General features: G+C 59.0%; 19 protein-coding genes. 8 read left to right on the top strand and 11 right to left on the bottom strand.

Going from position 1 to position 24,329, the window contains the following annotated elements:
* The first annotated feature begins 235 nt into the window (after positions 1–235).
* Positions 236–562 carry a hypothetical protein gene (locus tag FKG95_RS28210; RefSeq protein WP_142899815.1) on the top strand — a complete coding sequence of 109 codons (327 nt, stop codon included), beginning with the start codon at positions 236–238 and terminating at the stop codon, positions 560–562.
* 354 nt (positions 563–916) lie between these two features.
* The gene (locus FKG95_RS28205; protein WP_142899814.1) at positions 917–3,088 is read left to right on the top strand and encodes a CHASE3 domain-containing protein; all 2,172 of its coding nucleotides are present in this window, start codon (positions 917–919) and stop codon (positions 3,086–3,088) included.
* 86 nt (positions 3,089–3,174) lie between these two features.
* Here the strand turns inward: FKG95_RS28205 and FKG95_RS28200 are convergent, their stop codons facing one another.
* The gene (locus FKG95_RS28200; RefSeq protein ID WP_142899813.1) at positions 3,175–3,675 is read right to left on the bottom strand and encodes a fasciclin domain-containing protein; all 501 of its coding nucleotides are present in this window, start codon (positions 3,673–3,675) and stop codon (positions 3,175–3,177) included.
* Positions 3,676–4,010: 335 nt separating this feature from the next.
* Here FKG95_RS28200 and FKG95_RS28195 point away from each other — a divergent pair, with 335 nt between their 5' ends.
* Both FKG95_RS28195 and FKG95_RS28190 read left to right on the top strand, forming a co-directional pair.
* The gene (locus FKG95_RS28195; RefSeq protein WP_142899812.1) at positions 4,011–4,853 is read left to right on the top strand and encodes an Fpg/Nei family DNA glycosylase; all 843 of its coding nucleotides are present in this window, start codon (positions 4,011–4,013) and stop codon (positions 4,851–4,853) included.
* Between the two features lie 53 nt (positions 4,854–4,906).
* Positions 4,907–5,548 carry an NAD(P)-dependent oxidoreductase gene (locus FKG95_RS28190; protein WP_142899811.1) on the top strand — a complete coding sequence of 214 codons (642 nt, stop codon included), beginning with the start codon at positions 4,907–4,909 and terminating at the stop codon, positions 5,546–5,548.
* 266 nt (positions 5,549–5,814) lie between these two features.
* On the opposite strand, the gene FKG95_RS28185 is transcribed toward FKG95_RS28190, so the two are convergent.
* From FKG95_RS28185 to FKG95_RS28160, 6 genes are all read right to left on the bottom strand, one after another.
* Positions 5,815–6,249 (bottom strand): YHS domain-containing (seleno)protein, encoded by a 435-nt coding sequence (locus FKG95_RS28185; protein WP_142899810.1) that lies wholly within the window; start codon positions 6,247–6,249, stop codon positions 5,815–5,817.
* 269 nt (positions 6,250–6,518) lie between these two features.
* Positions 6,519–7,460 carry an ion transporter gene (locus FKG95_RS28180; protein ID WP_142899809.1) on the bottom strand — a complete coding sequence of 314 codons (942 nt, stop codon included), beginning with the start codon at positions 7,458–7,460 and terminating at the stop codon, positions 6,519–6,521.
* A gap of 331 nt (positions 7,461–7,791) precedes the next feature.
* Positions 7,792–8,943, bottom strand: a complete 1,152-nt coding sequence (tcmP, locus tag FKG95_RS28175) for a three-Cys-motif partner protein TcmP (RefSeq protein WP_142899808.1) — start codon at positions 8,941–8,943, stop codon at positions 7,792–7,794.
* A 5-nt stretch (positions 8,944–8,948) separates the two neighbouring features.
* A complete protein-coding gene (locus tag FKG95_RS28170) occupies positions 8,949–9,716 on the bottom strand; it encodes a DUF5131 family protein (RefSeq protein ID WP_142899807.1) in 768 nt (255 codons plus the stop codon).
* Positions 9,717–9,998: 282 nt separating this feature from the next.
* Positions 9,999–11,081, bottom strand: a complete 1,083-nt coding sequence (locus FKG95_RS28165) for a hypothetical protein (RefSeq protein WP_142899806.1) — start codon at positions 11,079–11,081, stop codon at positions 9,999–10,001.
* A gap of 455 nt (positions 11,082–11,536) precedes the next feature.
* Entirely contained in the window at positions 11,537–12,532 is a 996-nt protein-coding gene (locus FKG95_RS28160; RefSeq protein WP_246116930.1) for a mitochondrial fission ELM1 family protein, read from the bottom strand.
* A gap of 268 nt (positions 12,533–12,800) precedes the next feature.
* Here FKG95_RS28160 and FKG95_RS28155 point away from each other — a divergent pair, with 268 nt between their 5' ends.
* Positions 12,801–13,298, top strand: coding sequence for an Lrp/AsnC family transcriptional regulator (locus FKG95_RS28155; RefSeq protein WP_142899805.1), 498 nt, complete (start codon positions 12,801–12,803; stop codon positions 13,296–13,298).
* A gap of 34 nt (positions 13,299–13,332) precedes the next feature.
* Here FKG95_RS28155 and FKG95_RS29820 read toward each other — a convergent pair whose 3' ends face one another.
* The 4 genes from FKG95_RS29820 to carA form a co-directional block, all read right to left on the bottom strand.
* Positions 13,333–13,473: a hypothetical protein gene (locus FKG95_RS29820; RefSeq protein ID WP_179954313.1), complete on the bottom strand. Its 141-nt coding sequence runs from the start codon at positions 13,471–13,473 to the stop codon at positions 13,333–13,335.
* Positions 13,474–13,983: 510 nt separating this feature from the next.
* Positions 13,984–14,460: a transcription elongation factor GreA gene (gene greA / locus FKG95_RS28150; RefSeq protein WP_142899804.1), complete on the bottom strand. Its 477-nt coding sequence runs from the start codon at positions 14,458–14,460 to the stop codon at positions 13,984–13,986.
* A 72-nt stretch (positions 14,461–14,532) separates the two neighbouring features.
* A complete protein-coding gene (gene carB / locus FKG95_RS28145) occupies positions 14,533–17,808 on the bottom strand; it encodes a carbamoyl-phosphate synthase large subunit (RefSeq protein ID WP_142899803.1) in 3,276 nt (1,091 codons plus the stop codon).
* A 78-nt stretch (positions 17,809–17,886) separates the two neighbouring features.
* Positions 17,887–19,143 carry a glutamine-hydrolyzing carbamoyl-phosphate synthase small subunit gene (carA, locus tag FKG95_RS28140; protein WP_142899802.1) on the bottom strand — a complete coding sequence of 419 codons (1,257 nt, stop codon included), beginning with the start codon at positions 19,141–19,143 and terminating at the stop codon, positions 17,887–17,889.
* Between the two features lie 273 nt (positions 19,144–19,416).
* Between carA and FKG95_RS28135 the strand changes: the two genes are divergently transcribed.
* From FKG95_RS28135 to rpoD, 3 genes are all read left to right on the top strand, one after another.
* Positions 19,417–19,872, top strand: coding sequence for a GatB/YqeY domain-containing protein (locus FKG95_RS28135; RefSeq protein WP_142899801.1), 456 nt, complete (start codon positions 19,417–19,419; stop codon positions 19,870–19,872).
* A gap of 126 nt (positions 19,873–19,998) precedes the next feature.
* Entirely contained in the window at positions 19,999–21,951 is a 1,953-nt protein-coding gene (dnaG, locus tag FKG95_RS28130; protein WP_142899800.1) for a DNA primase, read from the top strand.
* 70 nt (positions 21,952–22,021) lie between these two features.
* On the top strand, positions 22,022–24,130 hold the full coding sequence (rpoD, locus tag FKG95_RS28125) for an RNA polymerase sigma factor RpoD (protein WP_142899799.1): 2,109 nt from the start codon (positions 22,022–22,024) through the stop codon (positions 24,128–24,130).
* The last annotated feature ends 199 nt before the right edge of the window (positions 24,131–24,329 follow it).

The raw sequence follows: 24,329 nt of genomic DNA, 5'->3' as shown, positions 1-24,329 counted from the left end.
CCCGGCTTTATCACAAGTTGTCACAGTTTATTGACGGAACTCAATTCGTTTAAATATCCACTAACCTTTTGTTATTTAAAATAAAAATTATTTACCTGACGCCAAGCCAGAGGAGGCCTGGATTTTTTACGCTCATGGGCATGACGCGAGCGGACATCTCACAAAAGCGTGACGCGCAGAATGGGAGAAGGCTTCTTAGCTGCTCTGCAATGGACAACCAGAGCGGAGCATTCTTATGCGTAATATCATCCCTAAAGCTGTTCTTTCCGCAGCTCTCATCGCCGGTGTCACCCTGCCGGCAGCGGCCCGTTTCGAAAACCTGCGCCCGGACGTTGAGCGGCACTTGAGCACGAAGGGCATCAGCGAGGCGGACGTCGATAAAATCTCTATCCTGCCGCGCCGGCGCGCGGGGGAAGGGAGCGACATCGTCAGAGGTTACAACGCCACGGTCAGCTTTCATAACTGCGATGGTCATCTCGTGATCAGCATGAACAGGGTCGGCCATATCAAAGACGTCTACAGCCGTGGCGCCTGCAGTTTCCCCGGCGTTCCTTCTTACTGAATTGAACGTCCCGGGAGCGCCTGGAGCGCGTCATAGTGTTAGAGCAGACTCACCGGTACGACGGATCGCCGAAGGCGATTCCATCTAACCTTGATCCGGTCCAGGGGCTGGCGCGATCGTCTGATCGGTGAGCGCTGGGCCCGACCACTGTCTTTCGTGATGACGCGGCTGCCGTTTACCGCCTGCCTTTTGCAAGCTGCAGAGGGCAGGCGGCCCAGCCTGCGCAGAAATTGCGTAGATCAGAAGAATAATGTTTACACAAATACAAATTGTTTAAACAGTTAGCAACCTTTGTATCGCATTGTGAGGATCGCAAATTCCACCTGAGAGTGCAGCTGATCCGGAGCCGCGGTTATGAATTGGTCGTCGATTAAAACGAAGCCGAAAGTTCTTTTCGGTATTTCTATACCTCTGATCTTTACGCTGGCTCTGGGCGTGATCGCGATTACCAGCATCAACAAAATCACGACGACGGCGGGCTGGGTGAACCACACCTATAAGGTTCTCGGCAAAGCCGACGCAATCGTCGCCGCCGCCGTGGATATGGAAACCGGCATGCGCGGCTTCCTGTTGGCGGGAAAGGATGAATTCCTCGAGCCTTATAACAATGGTGAGAAGGCCACTTACGAGGGCATCACGTCTTTGCAGGAGGTCGTAAGCGACAATCCGGGGCAGGTCGCCCGGCTGGGCGAGGTGGAAAAGGTTCTGCGCGAATGGCAGGCCGAAGTCACGACACCGACCATCAAGTTGCGCCGGGATATCGGTGATGCGGAAACCATGAACGATATGGCCGCCCTCGTCGGGCAGGCAAAGGGCAAGGCGTTCTTCGACAGGTTCCGGGATCAGATCGCCACCTTCATCGAGCGTGAGCGTGTGCTGCTGGTCCAGCGTGAAAGCGACTTTGCCGAGCTGCTGCGCGCGCCAAGCGTGGACAGCAGCCTTGCCGAGCAGACCATCGGATGGGTGACACACACCTACCGGGTGATGGCGCAGGCCAACGACATCATTGCGGCTGCCGTTGACATGGAAACCGGCATGCGGGGTTACCTGCTGGCGGGCAAGGAAGAGTTTCTCGAGCCTTACAACGCAGGTTCCGCCAGATTTTTCGATCTTACCGCTTCGCTCAGCGAAACCGTCAGCGACAATCCGGCACAGGTTGCGCTCCTGTCGGAAGTGAACGAAACCATCAAGTCCTGGCAGACCGGGGTGACCGAGCCCATGATCGGGTTGCGCCGCCAGATCGGCAGCGCCAAGACCATGGACGATATGGCCGATCTGATCGGTGAAGCACGCGGTAAAGTCTACTTCGACAGGTTTCGCGCTTTGATGGCCGACTTTTCGGCCGAGGAAGCCGCTCTGATGGAGATCCGCAAGCAACAAAACCTTGAAACCGAGACTTCCACCGACGTCGCTATCGTCTCGGGGATCATCGTTTCTCTGGTTCTTGGCGGCGGTATCGGCTGGATCATCGGCAGCAGTATCGCCGGACCGATCGGTCGTATGACCGCAGCCATGGGCCGCCTCGCGGAAGGCGAAAAGTCGACGGAAATTCCGGGCACCGAGCGCGGCGATGAAGTGGGCGCCATGGCGAAGGCCGTGCAGGTCTTCAAGGACAATATGATCAAGGCCGATGAGCTGACCGCGCAGCAGGAAACCGAGCGGGCCGCCCGTGAACAGCGGGCAAAGCGCATCGAGGGTTTGACCAGGGGCTTCGACCGGCAGGTCGGAGAGGTCATCAACAGCGTGGTTTCCGCGACCGAACAGATGGGCGCGACGGCGCAGTCCATGACCGTCATGGCGCAAAGCGCAAGCGAGAGCTCAGGCTCTGTCGCCGCCGCATCTCAGCAGGCGAGCAACAATGTCCAAACCGTGGCGGCCGCATCGGAAGAGCTTTCCGCCTCGATCACGGAGATATCGAGCCAGGTTGCCACCTCGTCCAGCACCGCGAATGCGGCTGTCAACGCAGCCGAACAGGCGACCGAGAAAGTCCAGGGTCTGGTCCTGGCGTCGCAGAAGGTCGGTGAGGTCATTAATCTGATCAACGACATCGCCGAACAAACGAACCTGCTGGCTTTGAACGCGACGATCGAAGCGGCGCGCGCGGGCGAAGCGGGCAAAGGCTTTGCCGTCGTCGCCTCGGAGGTCAAGAACCTCGCTTCCCAGACCAGCAAGGCCACGGACGAGATCGCCGAGCAGGTCTCGGGAATTCAGAACGCGACCGGCGAGGCGGTCGGGGCGATCGACGAGATCGCGAAATCCATCGGTCAGGTCAACGAGGTGGCTGGCGCCATTGCCGCTGCCGTCGAAGAGCAGGGCGCGGCGACTGGGGAGATCAGCCGGAACGCCCAGGAAGCCGCCAGCGGCACCGAACAGGTTGACCGCAACATCGCGGACGTGAGCAAAGCCAGTGCCGAGACTGGCAACGCGGCAAACGAAGTTCTGGATGCCTCGAAGGGACTCTCGCAGCAAACCGAACTTCTGCGCGGTGAGGTGGATAGGTTCCTGAGTGCCGTCAAGGCGGCCTGACCGGTCACCCACCCTGGAGCCGGGGGGGCGTCAATCAGCCCTTGCCTCGGGCACAGCGGACTGGACCCGAGGCAAGGGAACTGAAATCAGCTGCCCGGGATGATCACCGTATCGATAACGTGAATGACACCGTTCGACGCTTCGATGTCGGCCGCCACAACAGTGGCTTCATCCACCTTCACGCCACTGGAGGCATCGATTGCGACTTCACTGCCTTCCAGCGTCGCCGCGGAGAGCTTCTGGCCGGCCAGATCGCTCGCCATGAACTTGCCGGGCACCACGTGATAGGTCAGGATCGCGACCAGCTTATCCTTGTTTTCCGGCTTGAGCAGATCCTCGACGGTGCCGGCGGGCAGCTTGGCGAAGGCCTCGTCGGTCGGCGCGAATACGGTCAGCGGACCCTCGCCCTCGAGCGCCTCGACCAGGCCGGCTGCCTGCACGGCGGCGACGAGGGTGGTCAGATTTTCGGCCTCCGCCGCATTTTTTACGATGGACTTCTCGGAAGAGAGGTGTCCGCCTGCGATAGCCGAGAGGCCGGTGCCGGCCAGCACGACCGCGGCTGCGACCAGGGTGAAGATACGACGCATGGTTCTTTCTCCTATCAGTTTCCTGTGATTGATCAGCGAACCAGCGAGACCGCCTCCCGGTCGGAGGACGGGTCACGCCAGAACCTGTTCCTAATCAGGGCAGGCCGGGATGACATCGCGCGCGGCGGTTCATCGTGCCTGTGGACCTGATCTTTGTGGTCGTAAGAGTTTTTACGAAGCGCATCGCAGTTCGGATGATGTGAAAGTGTACTGTCTGCAATTTTCGGCCGGGCGCGCGCCCCCCATGCACGCCGCTTGCTGATCTGAACACCTGCGATCATCGTAAAGGCTATGACCCACATCCGAGAAACCGGCGGCAAGAGAGTTGGGCCCTGATGCCTGAAGGTCATACCATCCATCGTGCCGCCCGCGACCATGGCCGTGTGCTTGCCGGACAGGTCCTGGCTGTCTCCTCGCCACAGGGACGCTTCGCCGAGGGCGCGGCCCTTATCGACGGGCGGCGGTGCGTCGGGGTCGAAGCCTATGGCAAGCATCTGCTTTATCGCTTCGACAGCGGCGACGCGCTGCATATCCATCTGGGCCTCTTCGGCCGCCTGCGCAAACAAAAGCTGCCGCTCAGCGCGCCGCGCGGCGCCGTGCGGGTCCGGCTTGTCGGCAAGAGCCACGTCGTGGATGTGAACGGCCCGAACATCTGCCGGCTGCTCGACCCGCCGCAGATCCAGTCGCTTGTCGAGCGGATCGGACCCGATGTCCTGCGCAGCGATGCCGATCCGGAGCGTGCCTTCAAACGCATCGCAAAGAGCCGGGCGCCGATCGGGCGCCTGATCATGGACCAGTCTGTGATGGCCGGGATCGGCAACATCTACCGGTCGGAAATCCTCTGGCGGCAGGGTATCCATCCGGAGACCCCGGGGCGGGACATTGGCCGCGATCGCTTCGACCGCATCTGGAACGATGCCAAGGCCCTGCTGGCCATCGGGGTGAAGCACGACGCGATCATCACCGTGGAGAGGGTGGCGGAGGGGGCGGCACCCTCTAAGGCGCGTACCCGCGAGCGGGTGAACATCTTCGGGAAAGCCTCCTGTCCCACCTGCGGACAGAAAATCCGCCGGTTCGAAATCGACGGCCGCCGGGCTTTTGCCTGCGAAGCCTGTCAGCCTTCCGGGGCCGGGGCAGGGGCGGGGGCGGGGGCGGGGACAGGGTCAGCGCAGGATTGACCCTATGCACAGGCCCTCTCGACAGGTAAAATCTTAAACACAAGGAACCGACCATGGCTCATGTTCTCGTCATCGGCGCCAGCAAGGGGATCGGCCTCGCGACCGTGAAGCGCGCCCTGGCCTGCGGACACCGCGTGCGTGCGCTGGCGCGCAGCGCCGGGCAGATCCGGCTTCGCCACGAAGCGCTTGAAAAGGTTCCGGGCGACGCGCTGAAGGCAGACGACATCGCGGCCGCGCTCGATGGGATCGATGTCGTCATCCAGGCGCTGGGCGTGCGGCCCGGCCACAATATGATCTTCGGGCCGATCACCCTCTTTTCCAGGGCTACGCAGATCCTGGTGCCGGCGATGGAGGCCGCCGCCGTGAAGCGCTTGATCGCGGTCACCGGTTTCGGCGCCGGCGACAGCAAGGCCAGCATCAACTGTCTCCAGCGCATTCCTTTCCGCCTGGTTCTCGGACAGGCCTATGACGACAAGACGCTTCAGGAGCAGATGATCAAGGAGAGCAATCTGGACTGGACCATCGTCCGGCCCGTGGTCCTGACCCCGGGTCCCCGCAGCGGACGTACCCGGGTCCTGGTCGAACCCGAAAGCTGGCGCAACGGACTCATCTCCCGCAATGACGTGGCGGACTTCCTGGTGAAGCAGATCGAAGACGACAGCCTGCTCCACCAGGCCCCGGTCATCGCCTACTGAGCCTGGCCAGCCGCCGCGCGGGCCGGGTCTGCGGGGCGAGGGCGAGTATCCGGGGTAGCTCAATCCGACCCGTCATGGGCGGGTTCTTTGACCCCCGGCTGTTTTGCTTTTCTCGACCGCTGCACCCGTTCCGATTCTGGGGGCATCGATCTGAAGTCAGAGAGCTCTGCTGAAACGCCGCGCCGGGGCTGGTGTCCGAGAGAGACAAATACCTGCCATCCTTGGGGCGCGGCGTTCCAGTTCTCCTGTTGAGTTATCGGCTATTCTTAGAAGGGGTGAATGCGCGGCCAGTTTTCATCGCCCGCAACGATATGTGCGGGGATATCCGCCTGCCAGAGTTCCTGTGCGCGCGGATGGACCTGCACGTATAGCGTACCGTCCACAATTTGCCAGACATTCGGGTCGCCCGGTGCCTTGTAATTCTGGCTGGCCGCCCAGGAGCAATAGCCATCGTAGGCAGGTGCATAGCGCTCGGGATCCGCGGCAAAGCTGTCCCGGTTTTCCGTCGAAGAGAAGTACCAGATCGCTCCGTTCCAGAAATGGTTGATCCGGGCCTCACCCGGCACGGGACCGCCTTGATGATATGAGACTGTATCGTAGCCACCGATGGCAACGGCCAACTGGTTTCCAGCCGTAGCCGGCAAAGAGGCGAGGGCCAAGGTGATTGCGGCAGCGAAAGCCGTAACAAGTTTTTTGATCACTTCACTCTCCATTTTAAGTGCCCGCTCCCGCGGGCGATGGAGTGAACTAGGTGAACGAGGCGATCACTGACCATTCAAGTTGCCGGGGGAGAAAAGTGACTGAAATCCTGTATCTTGTGTATTGATCGTGAGGTGAGGAAACCAGGGGTCGGGGGTGAGCTCAGGCTGACCCCGACTCCGACCCCGACCCCGACCCCAACCCCGACCCCGACCACGATCAGGAGTGCCGGCAAAGCAGTCGCAAAAACCCAGTGCCGGCTCGGGTCCTGTCAGTTCAGGTTTCGGCCGCAATGGGGGCATTGGCCGACGAGGTTATCGCTGCGTGACTTCTGAACATCCGCCCTGATTTCCTCGGCGATGCGTTTGCTGAGCCCCAGTTCACGCCGCATCGCCTCGAGCTCCTGTTCCTCGTCCGCATCGATCACGCCGTCTTCCAGGGCGATGCGAAGCTGCTTGGTCAGGGCCGCCCGCCGGCGGCGCAAGAGATCGGCCAGGCCGCTTGCCAGAATACCGGCGGGCAGGGCAGCCATGCCGATGCCCACGACACCGACCAGGGACCCGAAGATCTGTCCGGCGGCTGTAATGGGCACGACATCGCCGTAGCCCACGGTCGTGAGCGTGGCCATGGCCCACCACATCGCCTCGGGGATTGAGCCGAATTTCTCCGGCTGAACCTGATGTTCGGCCAGATAGGCCCCGCTCGCGGCCAGAACCAGCAGAACGATCAGGATGAAGAAGCCCGCGAGAAAGGCATTTGCTTCTTCCCGGAATACATCCAGCAGCATCGACATGGCCGGCGAATAGCGGGTCAGCTTGAGAATCCGCAGCAGGCGCAGCACCCGCAGGAACCGCAGGTCCATGTCCACGAGAAAGCCCAGGTAGAACGGCAGAATGGCCACCAGATCGATGATTGCCAACGGCGAGGTCATATAGGCCAGCCTGGGATGTTTGCGGTCCCGGAACTCGGGATCTTCGGGGCTCGCCCAGACCCGCGCGGCGTATTCGACGCTGAAGACCGCCACCGAGATGACCTCGATCACCCAGAAGGCCATGCGGAACCGCGTCTCGATGCTGTCGACGGTCTCCAGGATAACGGCCGCGACGTTGATGGCGATCAGCGCGATCAGAAAGAGATCCAGTCCCCGGCTGATCGGACCGGACCTGTCGCTCGGATCGAGTTTTTCGTGGATGGTTCTCTGAAGCTGGCCCATTGCTTAACCCCCGGGTTCGCGAATGGAGTGCTTTGTACTGAAGCGGCTAGCGTTTTCTCGTATGGTGAAGCTTCTCACAATCTGCGTTTTGAGGGGCAGCGAATTTTGAGGCAGCTTAACCGCAAGTTGCTCTAATCCGGCATTTGCGGGGGGAGAACGCCTTTTACCGTTTGTCGCCGTTATTTTGTGGAGGAATCGGAGGTCTTGAGGTCTTACTGATGTATTTTAGGCAAAGGGCGCACGGGGCCAACCAACGGCGGCGGGTTTCAGGCTCAAGGCCAGGGCAATACTATTAGATCGGACACCATTTCCTTACATGCTTAAGCTGTTGTTAGGTAGGCAAAATCAAATACCCAACCTTAGGTACTCTTTGTTTGCCGGTCATCTCCGGAATCATAACTTTGTTGCTTTGCTTTAGGTCGGAAAGCCATTTCTTTAGATCGCTTTCCCAAACCAATGGCGTCTCCAAAATTATCCCAATCAGCTTTTCATATTTGATGCCTTCAGGATGTCTTCGCAGAGCTTCAGTCAGTTTAGATTCTGCGTGTTCAAGCTGCGTTTCTCGTTCAGCTTCGTATGTCTTATTAGATGCTTCCATAACAGCTTCTCCAAAAAGACTCTTTTGGCCTGTTTTTGCGACCTCTGCTGTATATTTTGCGGCATTTCTTAATCGCTCTTGTTCATAAATTGCCTTCTTTTCAACGGACCGAAATTCTTGAACACCTTTCCAATGCTGCGTTGCATATATTAGGTAAAAATATGAGCGGTCTGCTTTTGGTTTCAGAATCCTAGTGGAGGTTACGTGTTTAAAGTTACCTACTCTCTTTAGCCGTTGAGTATATACTTCGATTGCTGCAGCTTCCCTACTCAATCCGCTACTGTGCAGTTGACTCCACTCAGAGAACCAGTTTTTCCCAAACAGGTTATCAAAAGAACTAGCTATCTCGGGTCTTGGATCTTCAAGAAATCGAACAATAAAGTTCGACATAAAATTAATAAGAACCTCTCCCCGTAGATTCAAAAGAGGGGTGATTTTTTCAAGTGAGAAACCTTGCCAGCCGGTTGGGTCAATGAATATCAGAGAAAAAGAAGTTTTCGCGAATTCACTAATGCGGCTTACGTTATCTTCGAAGGATCCGTGAATCAGTTCAATAGGCACATCTTGAATGTTTCTAACGGTTTCTTCGAGTTCTTGAAACGCTTTCGGGGCTTTCTCGATGAACATACATCGAAAATTGACGTCCTTATTGCGGCTGTCTTTTATATTCGACCGCACTGCTCGCAACTGCGCAATTGCTATGAAAAACGATGTATCTTCGTAGCGCTCGTTCTCAGATTTCCACGGCCCTGAAAAGCCATCTACGTAGGTAAAGTCAGTTTGAAATGAGAATATGTTGTAGGCAACTCGCTCTAAATATTTTTCTAGGACGAAGTGCTTCACGTAAGTCTGTTCGCGATCGATATAAGCGCTAGGTTCGAGCATTAGTCTTAACCGCTAGCGATAATTTGCCGATCTGGCATTTTCGAAGTTATTAATACTTTGGGAAACTCATTCCATTCACGACCATCCAATTCACGACCACCCGATTTAGGTCTAAAACCTCCCCATTGCTTGAAGAAGAAGGGTACGCCCTGCTCGGTACACTGATCACGCGCAGATCTAGCCCATGATAGCTGCATCGGTCTTGCGAAAGGACCACTTTCTCCTCCAACGATCACCCATCGTATTTTTGAAAGATCAAGTTCTCCTGGAGGCCCAATCAACGGCTCGATAGACAGAAATCGCACCTCAGCGTTCGTATCTTGTAGGTGTTTGATTCGAGAACGTTTTGAGTGATCTTCAAGAGATGTACCAAGCCATATGTGACTCGGTACGGGCTTATCTCTATAGCGAGTGTTTACGAACCGTTTCATGAGCGAACTTCGTTTTGTCAACACTTGAAACACATGCCAGTTCGCACGTTCCATTGTTTCGAATACTTCGGAAATAAAACTGTTGGGCACCTTTTTGTGGAACAAATCGCTCATCGAGTTCACAAAAATCATTTTAGGTTTTTTCCAAGTGAGGGGTTGCTCCATCCGTTCAGGCCTAAGCATCAAGTCAAAACCGTGCTCAAAGGGGTGGTTAGGAACACCACGGAATCGCTCGGAGAAACGCTCAGCGTAACAATTGTCACACCCCGCGCTAATCTTTGTGCAGCCAGTCACTGGATTCCACGTTGCGTTAGTCCATTCGATTGCAGAGTTCTGTGCCATATTTTTATCCGTGAACAAAACAAGAACATTATGGGGAATTTGAAGACGCTAAGCAACAGAAACTCAGTGTAACTGTAACCATGGCACGATTTTCATACGAAAACTACCTTGAATGGTAGTGTTCTGGTGGTTTGCTATTCAGCAGTTTTAGTGAGATTGGCTGCTATTTGACTGGTGCAGTTTCTTGTGGATTGCTTTTTGTCACAAACGTTCAAAGCCATTTGGATAGGGCAGATATAATGAGACGGTCTCGATATTCACAAATTCAAGTGTTTTAAAACTTCAGTCCCTGTCCCAACCCGCCCTGCCGTCGCAAAATGCACAGCCGTTATAGTGGCTCATTTCCGACACTCCTCCGAGCTGTCCCTCACTGCACCAGCCGCACGTTCCAACTTCCTCCGAATACTCGAAGCACTCAGTGCAGACATAGCCATCGTGGTGTTCAACCACACTATGATATCCATTGCAGTGCGGACAGTTTATCGGGGTATGGTCAAAGTAGTTATCTGGCGTGACTGGATCGCCAGTGTCCAAACCTTCTGATATCCATTCCATAATGGTTGCGCCGCATGAGGGGCAATGCGTCGGAGGACCTACGTAGGAATCGAATTCGATTTGCTGATGGCATCTCTCGCCAGGGCAGTCTACGGACACGAATGACCCAGTATACCAGCATACGAGACACGATGCCGCTGAAATGGCACCTGAGACGGGCTCGACCAATAAGGCTTGATAACCGCAGCTATGGCACGATCGAACACTTTGCCCAGCGTCCAGATGTTTCTTGATGGTTTCCGCCAAAGAACCAAACTTAGCGTCGAGATATCCGCGATGTCTCTGCATCATTGTCTCGACATCCGCGATCTTAACCTCAAAATCCACGAAGTGCGGCGCCCAGCCACCCACAAGCAGCTGGTGCAGGTGCATCCATCCTTTGCACTGTTCAGCTACGACGTCATCAATTTCTTTTTGAGCTAGCTCAGGCGGTTTTGCCACTCCATGCACGAAATGAACCATGCGGTTCCTATGTTGTGCGATCTCTTGAAAGGTCTTTCTAGCCGCTTCCGGAATTGGGTCAGCACAGATGCTGTTTAGACGTTCCATAACCGCGTTGGGCGTGATTGTTTTCAATTGTCCTTGAACGAAAGCATCGGGGTTCGCTTTATCCAATCTCTCAACCAGAAGCGACCAGTGCTCTTTCATAAGGCGAGCTTTGAGGAACAATTCTAATGCGGCAGCGAAATGAACTGTTGAGAATTTAGGGCTGGCTTCAAACTCGTTGAGAGACTTGATAAGAAATTCAAACCCACTTTCGACAAGAGATCGGAACACCAGATCAGAATCGAAGTTTTGTCCTTGCAACATTTGAACTATTTCGTCCTCAGAGATGGTTCAATTTTAGCAGGAAACCGTACTCAGTCCTATGCGTGCAATACGAAGTTTGCTTAATGAACGAACCTTGTGTGGGTAACCTATTCTGTGCCCACGTTTTCTACGTATATCAAGTGCTTGTCTATAGATGTTCTGTCTAAAACCCAAACATATGGTCAAAGCTAAACGCGCTCTCCCCCTTAACCGGCCCATGATACCCAAATAACCTACAGGTCACGTCCCGGATCAGCATGTAACCGTCCCCGCCCGCGGCCTTCACTTCCTCGGCCTCGAACATCTCCTACACCCGCCGCAGCAACGACCCGCCGCAGGCGATCTGCACTTCGCAGGTGGCCAGCAGCTCGCCATTGCCGTTGTGCAGGATCAGCTTGCCGTCGCTCTTTGCGTGCCAGGGGGGAGGCCGGGTAGATCCGGTGGCGGGGATGGCTTCACAAAGATCCGGGGTTCAGCCGCGCCCGCAATGCCTCGGGCATCCGGGTGCGGATCTCTTCGGCGATGCGGGCGGTCTCGCTGAGGGGCGGGTAGCTCCAGCTTTCCAGTTCGCCGGTGAAGGGGCGGGTGATGCCGTCCCTGCGCAGGGAGTCGTGGAAGCGTTTGAACTTGGCCGAACCGCCCGCCAGCTCGATCACCTGGACCGGCTTGCCCGTGGTTGCGGCTTCCGAGACCATGTTGACGGAATCGCCGGTCACCAGCAGGTTATCGGCCAGGGCCAGGATGCCGAAGTAGGGGTTGGCGCCTGTGCCGTCCCAGATGTCCGCTGCCGTGTCCGCCAGCCCGGCGCGCAGGATCGCCTCGTTGGCAGCGCCGGTTCGCCGGGAGGTCGTGACCGCCAGCCCGGCGCCCTTGTCGCGGGCGAGCGCGGCCAGCTGTGCTGTCAGACGCTCGACCACCGGGGCATCCATTTTATAGACCCGGTTGGCACCGCCGATGATCACGCCGATCAGGGGGCGGGGCAGAGCGGCATAACGCGGGGCGAATTCCTCTGCCGCCTGGGCCAGGCGCTCCGGCGTGATGCCGTTGATGCTGCCGCGCCCGGTGATGACGTTAGGGCCTGAGATTTGGTCGTGCTCCGGCGCGACGACCACATCGAACCAGCCGAAGGGCACTCTGGGGTTCTGGATATGGATGGCGAAGGTCTTGGCCCCTGCCAGACCGGCTGAGCGGCGGCGGATCTCCGCGGCGGGCGCGACCGCCTGACGGCCGCAGGTGATGATGACGTCGGGCCAAGGCGGTGCAAGCACATCGCCATCGGGTCCGGCATAGGAGAGGGGGGCGGGCAGAAAGCGCGGTGGTATCCAGCGCCAGGGTTTGCGGATTTTCACCCGCTTTATCTCGGGCTCCAACCCCAGCGCCCGTGCCAGCGCCACCGCCGGGACTTCCATGCCGGCATGGCCCTCGCTCATGGCCCAGCAGGTCGCTCTCACGGCGTCGCTCTCACGGTATCGCTCTCTTGTCTGTCGGTCATGGATTTTCACTCAAATGCGCGCGCGACTATCGCCCCTCGATAAAGTCAGGGCAAGCTTTGCTTGCGCTTTCATGAAGGCGGAAATCAGCGCAGGCGAATGACCGGGATGACGCGGTTAAAACAGGCTCCCGGGACCGTCTGCGCTCTTGCGTATGCGGCGAGCCTGGGTAATATTGTTGCGCGAATCTGCGAGCGAATAAGCTGAATTGTTTTCCAAGGGATGGCCTATGCGCCGGGTAAAACTCGACCGGATCGATCTCCAAATTCTCCAGGATCTTCAGGAAGATGGGCGGATCACCAACGTGGAGCTGGCGCGCCGCGCGGGCATCTCCGCGCCGCCCTGTCTGCGCCGGGTGCGCGCGCTGGAGGAGGCCGGTTACATCCGCGGCTATCACGCCGAACTGGACGCCGAGGAACTGGGCTTCGAGGTCAGCTTCTTCGCCCTGGTCGGCCTGGACGCCCAGTCGGAAGCCGTGCTCTCGGAATTCGAGGCGACCCTGGCCGACTGGCGCGAGGTGCGCGAATGCAACATGGCACGCGGCCCCCATGACTTCGTCCTGAAGCTGGTCGCCCGCAACACCGCCCACGAAAACGAGCTGACCACCAAGCTGACCGCGTTACCTCACGTGGTCACCGTGCAGACCATCCAGGTCATCCGGACCTCCAAGTGGCGCCCCGGTGTGCCGATCGATCTGGAATCCGGCCTGGAGCCCGTCGCGGAGTAGCCGCCCGCCGGGGAATAAAAAGGCCGCCGGGGAATCAACAGCCCGCCGGGGAATAAGCCAAGCCGTCCGGGAACAGGAAATCGGTCGGCGCGGCGTTGCCCGGCTTGGGGTTGTCCGGCGTGGGGTTGTTCGGCGTGGGGTTGTCCGGCGCGGAATGGCTCCTGGCTGTTACCACGAATTCTGACTCGCCTTCCATAATTCTGACTTACCCCCCGGACTCGCGACTCACGCCCCCGACTTGCGCTCAAGCCCCCGACTTGTGCTCACGCCCGCGTCTGAAATCACCTTCCCGGCCTTTGGGGAAAATGCCCCCGCCCCAAAGAAATGACGATCAAAATGACGGCCGAAAAAATGCCGACCGAAAATGACGAGCGAAAAATGCTCACCAAAAACCGACGGCTGTCCCCTCTGAGATATCCCCCGACTTCAAGTGATTTGTGAGCACGGGCATGCTTCAGCGGCACCGATCGCCGAAGCTGTGGCATTTGGCCGAAGCTGTGGCATTTGTATGTCATAACGTTTTGTTTCTGGGGGATAAGAGGGCGCATCCGGGGGATAAAAACGTCAAAACGAAAAGGCCGGAGGCGGGCTTGCCGCGCGCGGGGACGAACCCTCAACGCAGCGCGCCGAGGGGCCGAACCGATCTCAAATCTGGGTGCTTGGGGCCGGGAGCAGAAGCCTGACGTCAGACGTATTTGATCGAGAGAATCTCGTAGCTCTTCTCGGTCGAGGGCGTGCTCAACTCGACGGAATCGCCGACTTCCTTGCCGATCATGGCCCGTGCCAGCGGCGCGGAAATGGCCAGACGGCCCTGCTTCACGTCCGCTTCCACATCGCCGACCAGTTGGTAGGTGATCTCTTCATCGGTGTCTTCATCGACGATGGTCACCGTGGCGCCGAACTTGACGGTGTCGCCGGAAAGCTTAGAGACATCAATGACTTCCGCGCGGGAAATCTTGTCTTCCAGCTCCATGACGCGGCCTTCGATAAAGCTCTGGCGTTCGCGCGCCGCGTGGTATTCGGCGTTCTCCGAGAGATCGCCGTGCTCACGGGCTTCGGCGATGGCGCGGATCACGGCCGGCCGCTCGACGCTCTTCAGTTGTCTCAGCTCATCTTCCAGACGGTTCAAGCCGTCCGCGCTCATTGGGAATCTCTCACTCATCGGCGTACGTCCGCCACCTAACTTATCACTAAAGGTTTGAAGAAACTGCGCGGTTCACTCAAATTCGCCGCGCTAAAACGAACTTCTAAAATAAGACTGTAGCGGCGCAACATCAAGCTGACCAGCTTTCATCGCATTTATGGCCTGCACCGCCGCCGCCGCGCCCGCCACCGTGGTGTAGTAAGGGATCGAGCTGTTGAGCGCGCCGCGGCGAAGTTCGAAGCTGTCGGCGATGGCTTTCGCGCCTTCGGTGGTGTTGAAAACCAACTGCACCTCGCCGGACATCATGCTGTCGACAATGTGAGGGCGGCCCTCGCGGACCTTGTTAACCCCTTGGACTTCGAGACCTTTTTCGACGAAGTAAGCGGCTGTGCCGTGGGTGGCGATGATTTTGTAGCCCAGATCGATCAGGGCTCTGGCCACCGGCGTCATGGCTTCTTTATCGCCGTCCTTGACCGAAATAAAGATGGTGCCGGTCTCGGGCAGCGGTGCGCCGCAGCCGATCTGCGCTTTCAAAAACGCCCGGTCAAAGGAGCTGTCGAGCCCCATGACTTCGCCGGTCGAGCGCATTTCCGGACCCAGCATAATGTCGACCCCTGGGAAGCGCGCGAAGGGAAAGACCGCTTCCTTGACTGCGACATGGCCGTTCTTGACCTGTCCGACGCTCCGGTCGCTCAGATCGAATTCGCCCAGCTTCGTGCCGGCCATAACGCGCGCGGCGATCTTGGCGATGGGAATGCCGGTTGCCTTGGCCACGAAAGGCACGGTGCGGCTGGCGCGCGGGTTGACCTCTAGAATGAAAATGTCGCCGTTCTGAACCGCGAACTGCACGTTCATCAGGCCGACGACCTTCAGGCCGAGTGCGAGCTGCTCGGTCTGGCGGCAGATCTCAGACACGATATCCTGCCCCAGTGTGTGGGGCGGCAGGGCGCAGGCGGAGTCACCGGAATGGATGCCGGCCTCCTCGATATGTTCCATGATTCCAGCGATGTAGACGTCGGCCCCGTCGGAGACCGCGTCCACGTCCACCTCGACCGCATCCCGCAGGTAGCTGTCGATCAGCACCGGATTGTCGCCGGAGACCTTCACGGCGGTCGCGATGTAGCGTTCCAGCTGCGCGGCGTCGTGGACGATTTCCATGGCGCGCCCGCCCAGCACATAGGAGGGCCGGATCACGATCGGGAAGCCGATGCGCTCGGCCACGGCATGGGCCTCGTCCCGGCTGGTGGCGGTCCCGTTGTTGGGCTGGCGCAGCTCCAGATCCTGAAGCAGCTTCTGGAAGCGCTTGCGGTCCTCGGCCAGATCGATGGCGTCCGGGGAAGTGCCGAGAATGGGAATCTCCGCTTCCTCCAGCGCCTGTGCCAGCTTCAGAGGCGTTTGCCCGCCGAATTGCACGATGACACCGCGCAGCTTGCCCTTGCGCTGTTCCACGCGGGCGATTTCGACAACGTCCTCGGCGGTCAGGGGTTCGAAATAGAGCCGGTCCGAGGTGTCGTAATCGGTCGAGACCGTTTCGGGATTGCAGTTCACCATGATGGTTTCGATCCCGGCATCGCTCAAAGCGTAGGCGGCATGAACGCAGCAGTAATCGAATTCGATGCCCTGCCCGATCCGGTTCGGACCGCCGCCCAGGATCATGACCTTGTCCCGGTCGCTGGGGTCGGCCTCGCACTCGGCAGCCTGCACGCCATCGCCCTCGTAGGCGGAGTACATGTAAGGCGTTGCCGAGGGGAATTCGCCGGCGCAGGTGTCGATGCGCTTATAGACCGGTGTGACCTCGAGGCTGCGCCGGCGCGCGGCCACCGCCGCTTCGCTCTTGCCGGTCAGGGTGGCCAGACGTGCATCGGAAAAGCCGAGCATCTTCAGGCGCAGCAGCTCCTGCCGGTTTTCCGGCAGGCCGTTGGTTTTCAGCGCGGCCTCCCGGGTGACCAGGTCTTCGATCTGGCGGACGAACCAGGGATCGAAGCGGGTTGCGGTGCAAACCTGTTCGACCGTCATGCCGTGGCGCAGCGCCTGAGCAATCGAGAGAACGCGGTCGGGCGTGGGTTTGGTCAGGAAGCTGTGGATGGCCTCGTGATCGACCATGCCTTCCATGCCGATGGCGCCGGGAATCTCGATGTCGTCCAGGCCGTTCAGGCCGGTTTCCATGGAGCGTAAAGCCTTCTGCAGCGACTCCGAAAAGGACCGGCCGATGGCCATGGCTTCACCGACCGACTTCATAGAGGTGGTCAGATAGGGATCGGCGCCCGGGAACTTCTCGAAGGTGAAGCGCGGAATCTTCGTGACCACGTAATCGATGCTGGGCTCGAAGGAGGCCGGCGTGACCTTGGTGATGTCATTGTCGAGTTCATCTAGCGTATAGCCGACCGCCAGTTTCGCGGCGATTTTCGCAATCGGAAAACCGGTCGCCTTGGAGGCAAGGGCAGACGAGCGGGACACCCGCGGGTTCATCTCGATCACGACCAGTTCGCCGTTATCCGGGTTCATGCCGAACTGAACGTTCGAGCCACCGGTGTCGACCCCGATTTCCCGCAGGCAGGCCAGCGAGGCGTCGCGCAGGATCTGGTATTCCTTATCGGTCAGGGTCAGGGCGGGGGCGACCGTGACCGAGTCGCCGGTGTGGATGCCCATGGGGTCCACGTTTTCGATCGAACAGACGATGATGCAGTTGTCCGCGCAGTCGCGCACGACCTCCATCTCGTACTCTTTCCAACCCAGCACCGACTGTTCGACCAGAACCTCCGTGGTCGGCGAGGCGCGCAGGCCGCCGGAGACAATCTCCTCGAACTCATCCCGGTTATAGGCCACGCCGCCACCGGTTCCGCCCAGCGTGAAGGAGGGACGGATGATCGCCGGCAGTCCAACGAACTCCAGGGCGTCGAGGGCTTCTTCCAGGGTCCTGACCACACGGGAACGCGGGCTCGACAGGCCGATCTTATCCATGGCCTCGCGGAACAAAAGGCGGTCTTCGGCCTTTTCGATAACGTCGGCTTTCGCGCCGATCATTTCTACGCCGTGGCGCTCAAGGCGTCCGCTACGAGCGAGTTCCAGGCCCGTATTGAGCGCGGTCTGTCCACCCATGGTCGGCAGCAGGGCGTCTGGTTTTTCTTTCGCGATGATCTTTTCAACTATGTCGGGCGTGATCGGCTCTATATAGGTCGCATCGGCCAGGCCGGGGTCGGTCATGATGGTCGCCGGGTTCGAGTTCACCAGAATGACCCGGTAGCCCTCTTCCTTCAGCGCCTTGCAGGCCTGTGCGCCGGAATAGTCGAATTCGCAGGCCTGACCGATAACGATCGGGCCCGCGCCGATGATGAGGATCGATTTGATGTCTGTACGTTTGGGCATCTTCGTAAGTTCCGCTGGCGTTCCAGTCGGCTTCCCGTTGACGTCTGCGTTGCAGCGGTCGGTTTATCAGTTACGTAATCAATTGCTCTTGGCGCGTTCGTCCAACAAATCCACAAAGCGCTTGAAGAGGTAATGGCTGTCTTGCGGACCCGGACTGGCTTCCGGGTGGTATTGTACCGAAAAGACCGGACGGTCTTTCACCCGCAGGCCTTCGTTGGTTTTATCGAAAAGCGAGATATGCGTTTCTTCGACGCCCTCTGGCAGGGACGTGGCGTCGACCACAAAACCATGGTTCTGGCTGGTGATTTCCACCTTGCCCGTGGTCAGGTCCTTAACCGGATGGTTCCCGCCGCGATGCCCCAGATGCATCTTGTGGGTTTTCGCGCCCAGAGCCAGAGCCAGGATCTGGTGACCGAGACAGATGCCAAACACCGGAAGGCCCTTGTCGAGCAGAGTCCGCAGCGTCGGGACGGCATAGACGCCGGTTGCAGCCGGATCACCGGGGCCGTTTGAGAGGAAGATGCCATCGGGCGCCTGCGCCAAAATCTCATCTGCGGTTGCCGAGGCGGATACAACCGTGACCCGGCAGCCTTCGGACGCGAGACAGCGCAGAATGTTGTGTTTTGCCCCGTAGTCGACAGCAACCACATGATGCCTGGCTTCCGAGAGCGTGCCGTAGCCATCGCTCAGCGACCAACCGGTCTGCTCCCATTTGTAAGTTTGCCGCGTGGTGACCTCCGCGGCCAGGTCCATACCTTCGAGGCCAGCCCACTGAGCAGCTTCCGCCTGATAGCTGTCGACGGCCAGATTGCCGTCCGCAGCATGGGCAATGCAGCCCTGCGGCGCGCCCAGGTCGCGGATACGCCGGGTCAGGGCCCGGGTGTCGACCCCGGCAATGCCGATCAGGTTTTGGGATTTCAGCCAGGCATCCAGATGTTGAACCGCCCGCCAGTTCGAGGGCTCCGTGATGTCAAGGCGAATGACCACGCCGCGGGCCGCCGGCGTCTTCGTTTCAATGTCTTCCTGATTGGTGCCGACGTTGCCGATGTGGGGAAAAGTGAAGGTAATGATTTGTCCGGCGTAGGAGGGGTCCGTAATGATTTCCTGATAGCCCGTCATCGAGGTGTTGAAGCAGACCTCGCCCACTGATGTTCCGGTCGCACCGAGACCCTTGCCCCAGAACACCGATCCGTCGGACAGCACCAGGGATGCGGTGACACCTTCGGGCTGTTGCAGGGAGGAGGGAGCGGGTTTGGCGGCTTCGGCTGCCGGACGCGCAGAAAGATTGGCCCCTGTCTCAATGGACGGGGACGTTTCGATTGGTGTTTGCGGCATCACGGCAGGTCTTTCAGATTTACGCAGGCCTCATCGCTGAGAAACCTGCGGTCGATCGAGGCTTTGATCTGGGCGGTTGGGGCGGTCGCTGGCACGTTTATGCGGTCGCCAATAATCGCGGACTTTGTTTACGGGAAAGGCCCTATCGGGTCAAGGGGAAGGCGACGATAAAAATACAGTAAAATCAGGTAGTTAGAAAATTCAGGATCTTTTGCATTTTCCGAGGCTATCGGCTAGTCTCTGCGCCTTTCCCGATCCGCTGGAGCAAAACGCATGTTGCGTAGCCGTTTGAACGATGCCCTGAAAGACGCCATGAAGGCGAAAGAGAGCCTTGCTGTGTCTACGCTTCGCCTGATTTTGGCGGCGCTTAAAGACCGCGATATCGCGGGGCGCTCGAAGGGCAACAGCGACGGCATCTCGGAAGACGAAATCCTGGAGATGCTCCAAAAGATGGTCCGGCAGCGCCGGGACTCCATTGAAATGTACACTAAGGCCGGCCGTGATGAGCTGGCGGAGCGGGAAGCGAACGAGATCGTCGTGATCGAACAGTTTTTGCCCCAGGCCCTGGGCGAAGATGAAATGCGTGCGGCGATCGACACGGTGATCGCGGAGCTCGATGCCTCGAGCATCAAGGATATGGGCCGGGTCATGGCCGAGCTGAAGCAGCGCTTCGCCGGTCAGATGGACTTCGGTAAAGCCAGCGCCACCGTCAAGGAATTGCTCGCCTGACCTGCCGTGCGGTCCTGCGGGACCGGATTGACGTCTTACGCCGCTGACAGACTGCGTGCTTTCTTGCTAGAGTGTTGTGCTCGCCGCGACGTTGGTAGCGATGAACCGCAAAGGCACCCCTGATCCATGAGTCTCTCCACAGAATTTCTCGATGAAATTCGCGCCCGTGTCTCTCTGGCGGGTGTGGTGGGGCGCAAGGTCAAGCTGGTGAAGCGTGGCCGCGAGCACTCGGGTCTCTGTCCTTTTCATAACGAGAAATCTCCATCCTTTACGGTGAGTGAGGATAAAGGCTTCTTTCATTGTTTTGGCTGCGGCGCCCACGGCGATGTGATCGGTTTCGTCATGCGGACCGAGGGGCTGGCGTTTCCTGAAGCCGCTGAAAAGCTGGCGAACGAAGCCGGGCTTCAAATGCCGGTCTCCACCCCGATGGACCGGGAAGCCGCGCAGCGGCGGGCAGACCTTTATGAGGTGCTGGACGCCGCAACCGGCTGGTTTCAGGAACAACTGCATGCTTCGGGCGGCGAAGAAGCCCGTGCCTATCTGGAACGCAGGGGCCTTTCGCCAGAGACCACGGCGCTCTTCCGCCTCGGTTTGGCGCCCGACAGCCGGGGCGCCTTGCGCAAGGCGATGAACGCGCGCGGCTATGACGACGACCAGCTGGTCGATGCGGGTTTGATGAAGCGCCCCGACAGCGATGAGGGCAGTCCCCGGAGTTCCCAGAGCCTGCGCGATTACTTCTTTAATCGGATTACCTTCCCGATCACCGACCGGCGCGGCCGGGTGATTGCCTTCGGCGGCCGGGCGCTCGGAGACTCAAAGGCCAAGTATCTCAATTCGCCGGAAACCACGATGTTTCACAAAGGGCGCGTCCTCTACAATATGGCCCGCGCCCGCCAGGCGGCGCACGATACCGGCGAAGTTATTGTCGTCGAAGGCTATATGGATGTCATTGCGCTCGCCCAGGCCGGGTTTCCGGCCGCCGTGGCCCCGCTCGGGACCGCGGTTACAGAGGAGCAGATCGAAGAGCTCTGGCGTATGGCGCCCCGTCCCACCATGTGCCTGGACGGCGACGCGGCGGGACAGCGGGCAGGTTTCCGGGCGGCGACACGGGCCTTGCCCATGCTCAAGCCGGGCTGTTCCCTGGGATTTGCCGTGCTGCCCCCGAATGAAGACCCCGATAGCCTGGTCAACAGCCGGGGCGCCGCCGCCTTTCGCCAGGTGCTCGACAGCGCGCAGCCGCTTGCCGAGGTGGTCTGGCGGATGACGCTGGGTGACAAGCCGATGACGTCGCCTGAGGACCGGGCTGCCTTGCGGGTCGAACTTCGCAAGACCGTGGCGCAGATCGCCGATCCCGATCTGAAGGCCGAGTATGGGCGCGAGATGGATCAGCGTGTTCAACAGGCCTTCGGCGGCAATTTTTCCGGTGGCGGCGGCGGTGCGCGCCATCGCGACAGGGGCGGCAAGTATGGCGGCGCAGGCAAGTATGGCCGGGGCGGCTCTTGGGATAAATCTAGCGGTCGCCGACGGGGCTGGGGAGACCAGGCCACTACAATGCGGATCGGCGCCCTGCAGTCACCGGAGTTTTTGCGGCGGCGTCAGGATCAGGTTCTGCTCGCGACTTTGGTTAATCATCCGAAGGTATTGCTGGATTATGCCGAGGATTTGGCCCTTTTGCGGCTTGAAGCGCAGGACCTTGACCACTTCCGCCAAGCCCTTTTGGACCTTGTCGCACGCGAACCAGATCTTGACAGTGATGCTTTGAAGTGCCACCTCTCCGAACAAGGGTATTCAGGACTTCTGGGCGAACTTTTGAGCTCGGATGTCTATGTACATGGAAAATTCGCTCGCCCCGCCACGGATTCCCTGGCGGCACGCGAGGGTATTGGCCATGTTCTTGCGGTGTTTCGGGAACGGCAGGCAGCCGAGGATACCGAAGAGGCCGCACGGCAACTGGCGGTGGATATGAGCGAAGATCACCTCGCGCGGGTGCGGGCTCGTCAAGAGCTTGGGCAAGAGGACGAAGGCCGGACGATCGATCTCGATCGCTTTGCGGCCGCGGGATCAAGCGACCTAGATTAACTGGTGGATGGACACACGTCGGCAGCTCGGGGGGAGCGCCGCGTAATTAGGGTATGGGGTAACAAACCGTATGGCGAGTAAGGCAAGCGAAAGCGCCGAAGCAACAGAAACGCGCGACGAAGCCTCCGATGGCCCGCTGATGGACGGTATGTCTGCGGCCGTCAAGAAGATGATCCAGAAGGCCAAGGAGCGTGGTTACGTCACTTATGACGAGTTGAACCAGGTTTTGCCGCCGGATCAGATGTCGTCCGAGCAAATCGAAGATACGATGGCGATGCTGTCCGAGATGGGCATCAACGTCATCGAGAACGAGGAGCAGGAAGAGGCGCCGGGGGACGAAGAGGCCGCGGAAACCTCCTCACGCGCGACCGGTAACCTGAACGACGATGACATCGGGCGCACCGATGACCCGGTGCGCATGTACCTGCGCGAGATGGGCTCGGTGGAGCTTTTGTCGCGTGAGGGCGAAATTGCGATCGCCAAGCGCATCGAAGCCGGCCGTGAAAAAATGATCGGCGGCATCTGCGAGAGCCCGCTGACCATCCGAGCCCTGCTGGAGTGGCATGAATCCCTGATCGAGGGGCGGATGCTGCTGCGCGACATCATCGATCTTGATGCGACCTACGGATCCGGGCCCTCGGCTGAAGAAATCACCGAGAGCGAAGAAGGTGAAGAGGGCGAAGACGGCGCGGTCGAGGCCGCCGCCGAGGGTGAAGTCGATGCGAAAGCGCCATCCGCGAAGGTGGCAGAGGCCCTAAAGGAAGCCAGCGCGAAGAAGGCTGAGGGGGCCGCGAAGCCCGCAGATGACGAGGCCTCCGACGGCAAGAAAGAAGGCGCTGCAGAAGGCGAGACGGCCGAGGGCGAAGAAGGCGCGTCCACTGACGGCGACGACGAGGAAGAGGAAGAAAACAATATCTCCCTCGCCGCCATGGAGCAGGCACTGCTGCCCGTCGTCATCGAGATGCTCGAGCAGATTGCCGACACCTATAAAAAACTCTCGAAAGTGCAGGAAAAACGCCTCCTGAGCCTTCAAAAAGGTGAAAAGGCGGCGTCCGCAACCGAGAAGAAATTCGAGAAGCTGAAGTCCGAGCTGGTCGACCTGATGGAAGGCGTCCACTTCAACAACAACCGCCTCGAGCAGCTGGTGGACCAGCTTTACGGCCTGAACCGCGGATTGGTCGGGCTTGAGGGTAAAATGTTGCGCATGGCGGAAAAGCGCGGCGTGAACCGCAGCCAGTTCCTGGACGAGTACTTCGGGCACGAACTGGATCCGACCTGGACCGAGCGGATCAAGACCATGCCGGGCAAGGGCTGGGCCTCCTTCTCCGAGCGCCATGCCGAGGACATTGTCTCCATCCGCTCGCGGGTGTCAGAGATTGCCGATCTGACCGGCCTGCCGATCGGCGAGTTCCGCCGCATCGTGAAAACCGTTCAAACCGGCGAACGTGAAGCCAGCAAAGCCAAGACCGAGATGGTCGAGGCCAACCTGCGGCTCGTGATCTCGATCGCCAAGAAATATACCAACCGTGGCCTGCAGTTCCTGGATCTCATCCAGGAAGGCAATATCGGCCTCATGAAAGCGGTCGATAAGTTCGAATACCGCCGCGGTTACAAATTCTCGACCTACGCCACCTGGTGGATCCGCCAGGCAATCACGCGCTCGATCGCCGATCAGGCTCGCACCATCCGTATTCCGGTGCATATGATCGAGACGATCAACAAGCTGGTCCGTACCAGCCGCCAGATGCTGCACGAGATCGGCCGTGAACCGACCCCGGAAGAGCTGGCTGAGCGTCTGGTCATGCCGCTTGAGAAGGTCCGCAAGGTCCTGAAGATCGCCAAGGAGCCGATCTCCCTCGAAACGCCGATCGGCGACGAGGAAGACAGCCATCTGGGCGATTTCATCGAAGACAAGAACGCGGTTATCCCGCTCGACGCTGCGATTCAGGCCAACTTGCGTGAGACCACGACCCGTGTGCTCGCCAGTCTGACGCCGCGTGAAGAGCGTGTGCTGCGGATGCGCTTCGGCATCGGCATGAACACCGATCATACCCTGGAAGAGGTCGGTCAGCAGTTCTCCGTCACACGTGAACGTATTCGACAGATCGAAGCTAAGGCCTTGCGCAAACTGAAACATCCGAGCCGTTCGCGGAAACTGCGCAGCTTTCTGGACACCTGACGGCACAGCGCGGGTTCGCAAGCAGTCACGAGGGAAGAGGGGGCGTTTCAGCCCCCTTTTTTCTGTTCGGGGGCTGCATTCTAAAAAAGGGCTGTGTTCCAAAAAATTTGAGGGAACTTCAAACAGAATAGCCTGAAGTATCCCGAAAGCGGCTGGTATGTATATGAATACAACCAGTTACATAGACATCGAAAATCTG

It is taken from the genome of Denitrobaculum tricleocarpae (genome assembly GCF_007004665.1).
Taxonomy (GTDB): Bacteria; Pseudomonadota; Alphaproteobacteria; order Kiloniellales; family Kiloniellaceae; genus Denitrobaculum; species Denitrobaculum tricleocarpae.
This window is presented reverse-complemented; position numbering and strand designations above follow the sequence as displayed.

Bases quoted from the DNA above. Each gene is read 5' to 3' on its own strand.
- FKG95_RS28210 (WP_142899815.1), top strand. From the start codon at position 236: ATGCGTAATATCATCCCTAAAGCTGTTCTTTCCGCAGCTCTCATCGCC.
- FKG95_RS28205 (WP_142899814.1), top strand. From the start codon at position 917: ATGAATTGGTCGTCGATTAAAACGAAGCCGAAAGTTCTTTTCGGTATT.
- FKG95_RS28200 (WP_142899813.1), bottom strand. From the start codon at position 3,675: ATGCGTCGTATCTTCACCCTGGTCGCAGCCGCGGTCGTGCTGGCCGGC.
- FKG95_RS28195 (WP_142899812.1), top strand. From the start codon at position 4,011: ATGCCTGAAGGTCATACCATCCATCGTGCCGCCCGCGACCATGGCCGT.
- FKG95_RS28190 (WP_142899811.1), top strand. From the start codon at position 4,907: ATGGCTCATGTTCTCGTCATCGGCGCCAGCAAGGGGATCGGCCTCGCG.
- FKG95_RS28180 (WP_142899809.1), bottom strand. From the start codon at position 7,460: ATGGGCCAGCTTCAGAGAACCATCCACGAAAAACTCGATCCGAGCGAC.
- tcmP (WP_142899808.1), bottom strand. From the start codon at position 8,943: ATGCTCGAACCTAGCGCTTATATCGATCGCGAACAGACTTACGTGAAG.
- FKG95_RS28170 (WP_142899807.1), bottom strand. From the start codon at position 9,716: ATGGCACAGAACTCTGCAATCGAATGGACTAACGCAACGTGGAATCCA.
- FKG95_RS28165 (WP_142899806.1), bottom strand. From the start codon at position 11,081: ATGTTGCAAGGACAAAACTTCGATTCTGATCTGGTGTTCCGATCTCTT.
- FKG95_RS28155 (WP_142899805.1), top strand. From the start codon at position 12,801: ATGCGCCGGGTAAAACTCGACCGGATCGATCTCCAAATTCTCCAGGAT.
- greA (WP_142899804.1), bottom strand. From the start codon at position 14,460: ATGAGTGAGAGATTCCCAATGAGCGCGGACGGCTTGAACCGTCTGGAA.
- carB (WP_142899803.1), bottom strand. From the start codon at position 17,808: ATGCCCAAACGTACAGACATCAAATCGATCCTCATCATCGGCGCGGGC.
- carA (WP_142899802.1), bottom strand. From the start codon at position 19,143: ATGCCGCAAACACCAATCGAAACGTCCCCGTCCATTGAGACAGGGGCC.
- FKG95_RS28135 (WP_142899801.1), top strand. From the start codon at position 19,417: ATGTTGCGTAGCCGTTTGAACGATGCCCTGAAAGACGCCATGAAGGCG.
- dnaG (WP_142899800.1), top strand. From the start codon at position 19,999: ATGAGTCTCTCCACAGAATTTCTCGATGAAATTCGCGCCCGTGTCTCT.
- rpoD (WP_142899799.1), top strand. From the start codon at position 22,022: ATGGCGAGTAAGGCAAGCGAAAGCGCCGAAGCAACAGAAACGCGCGAC.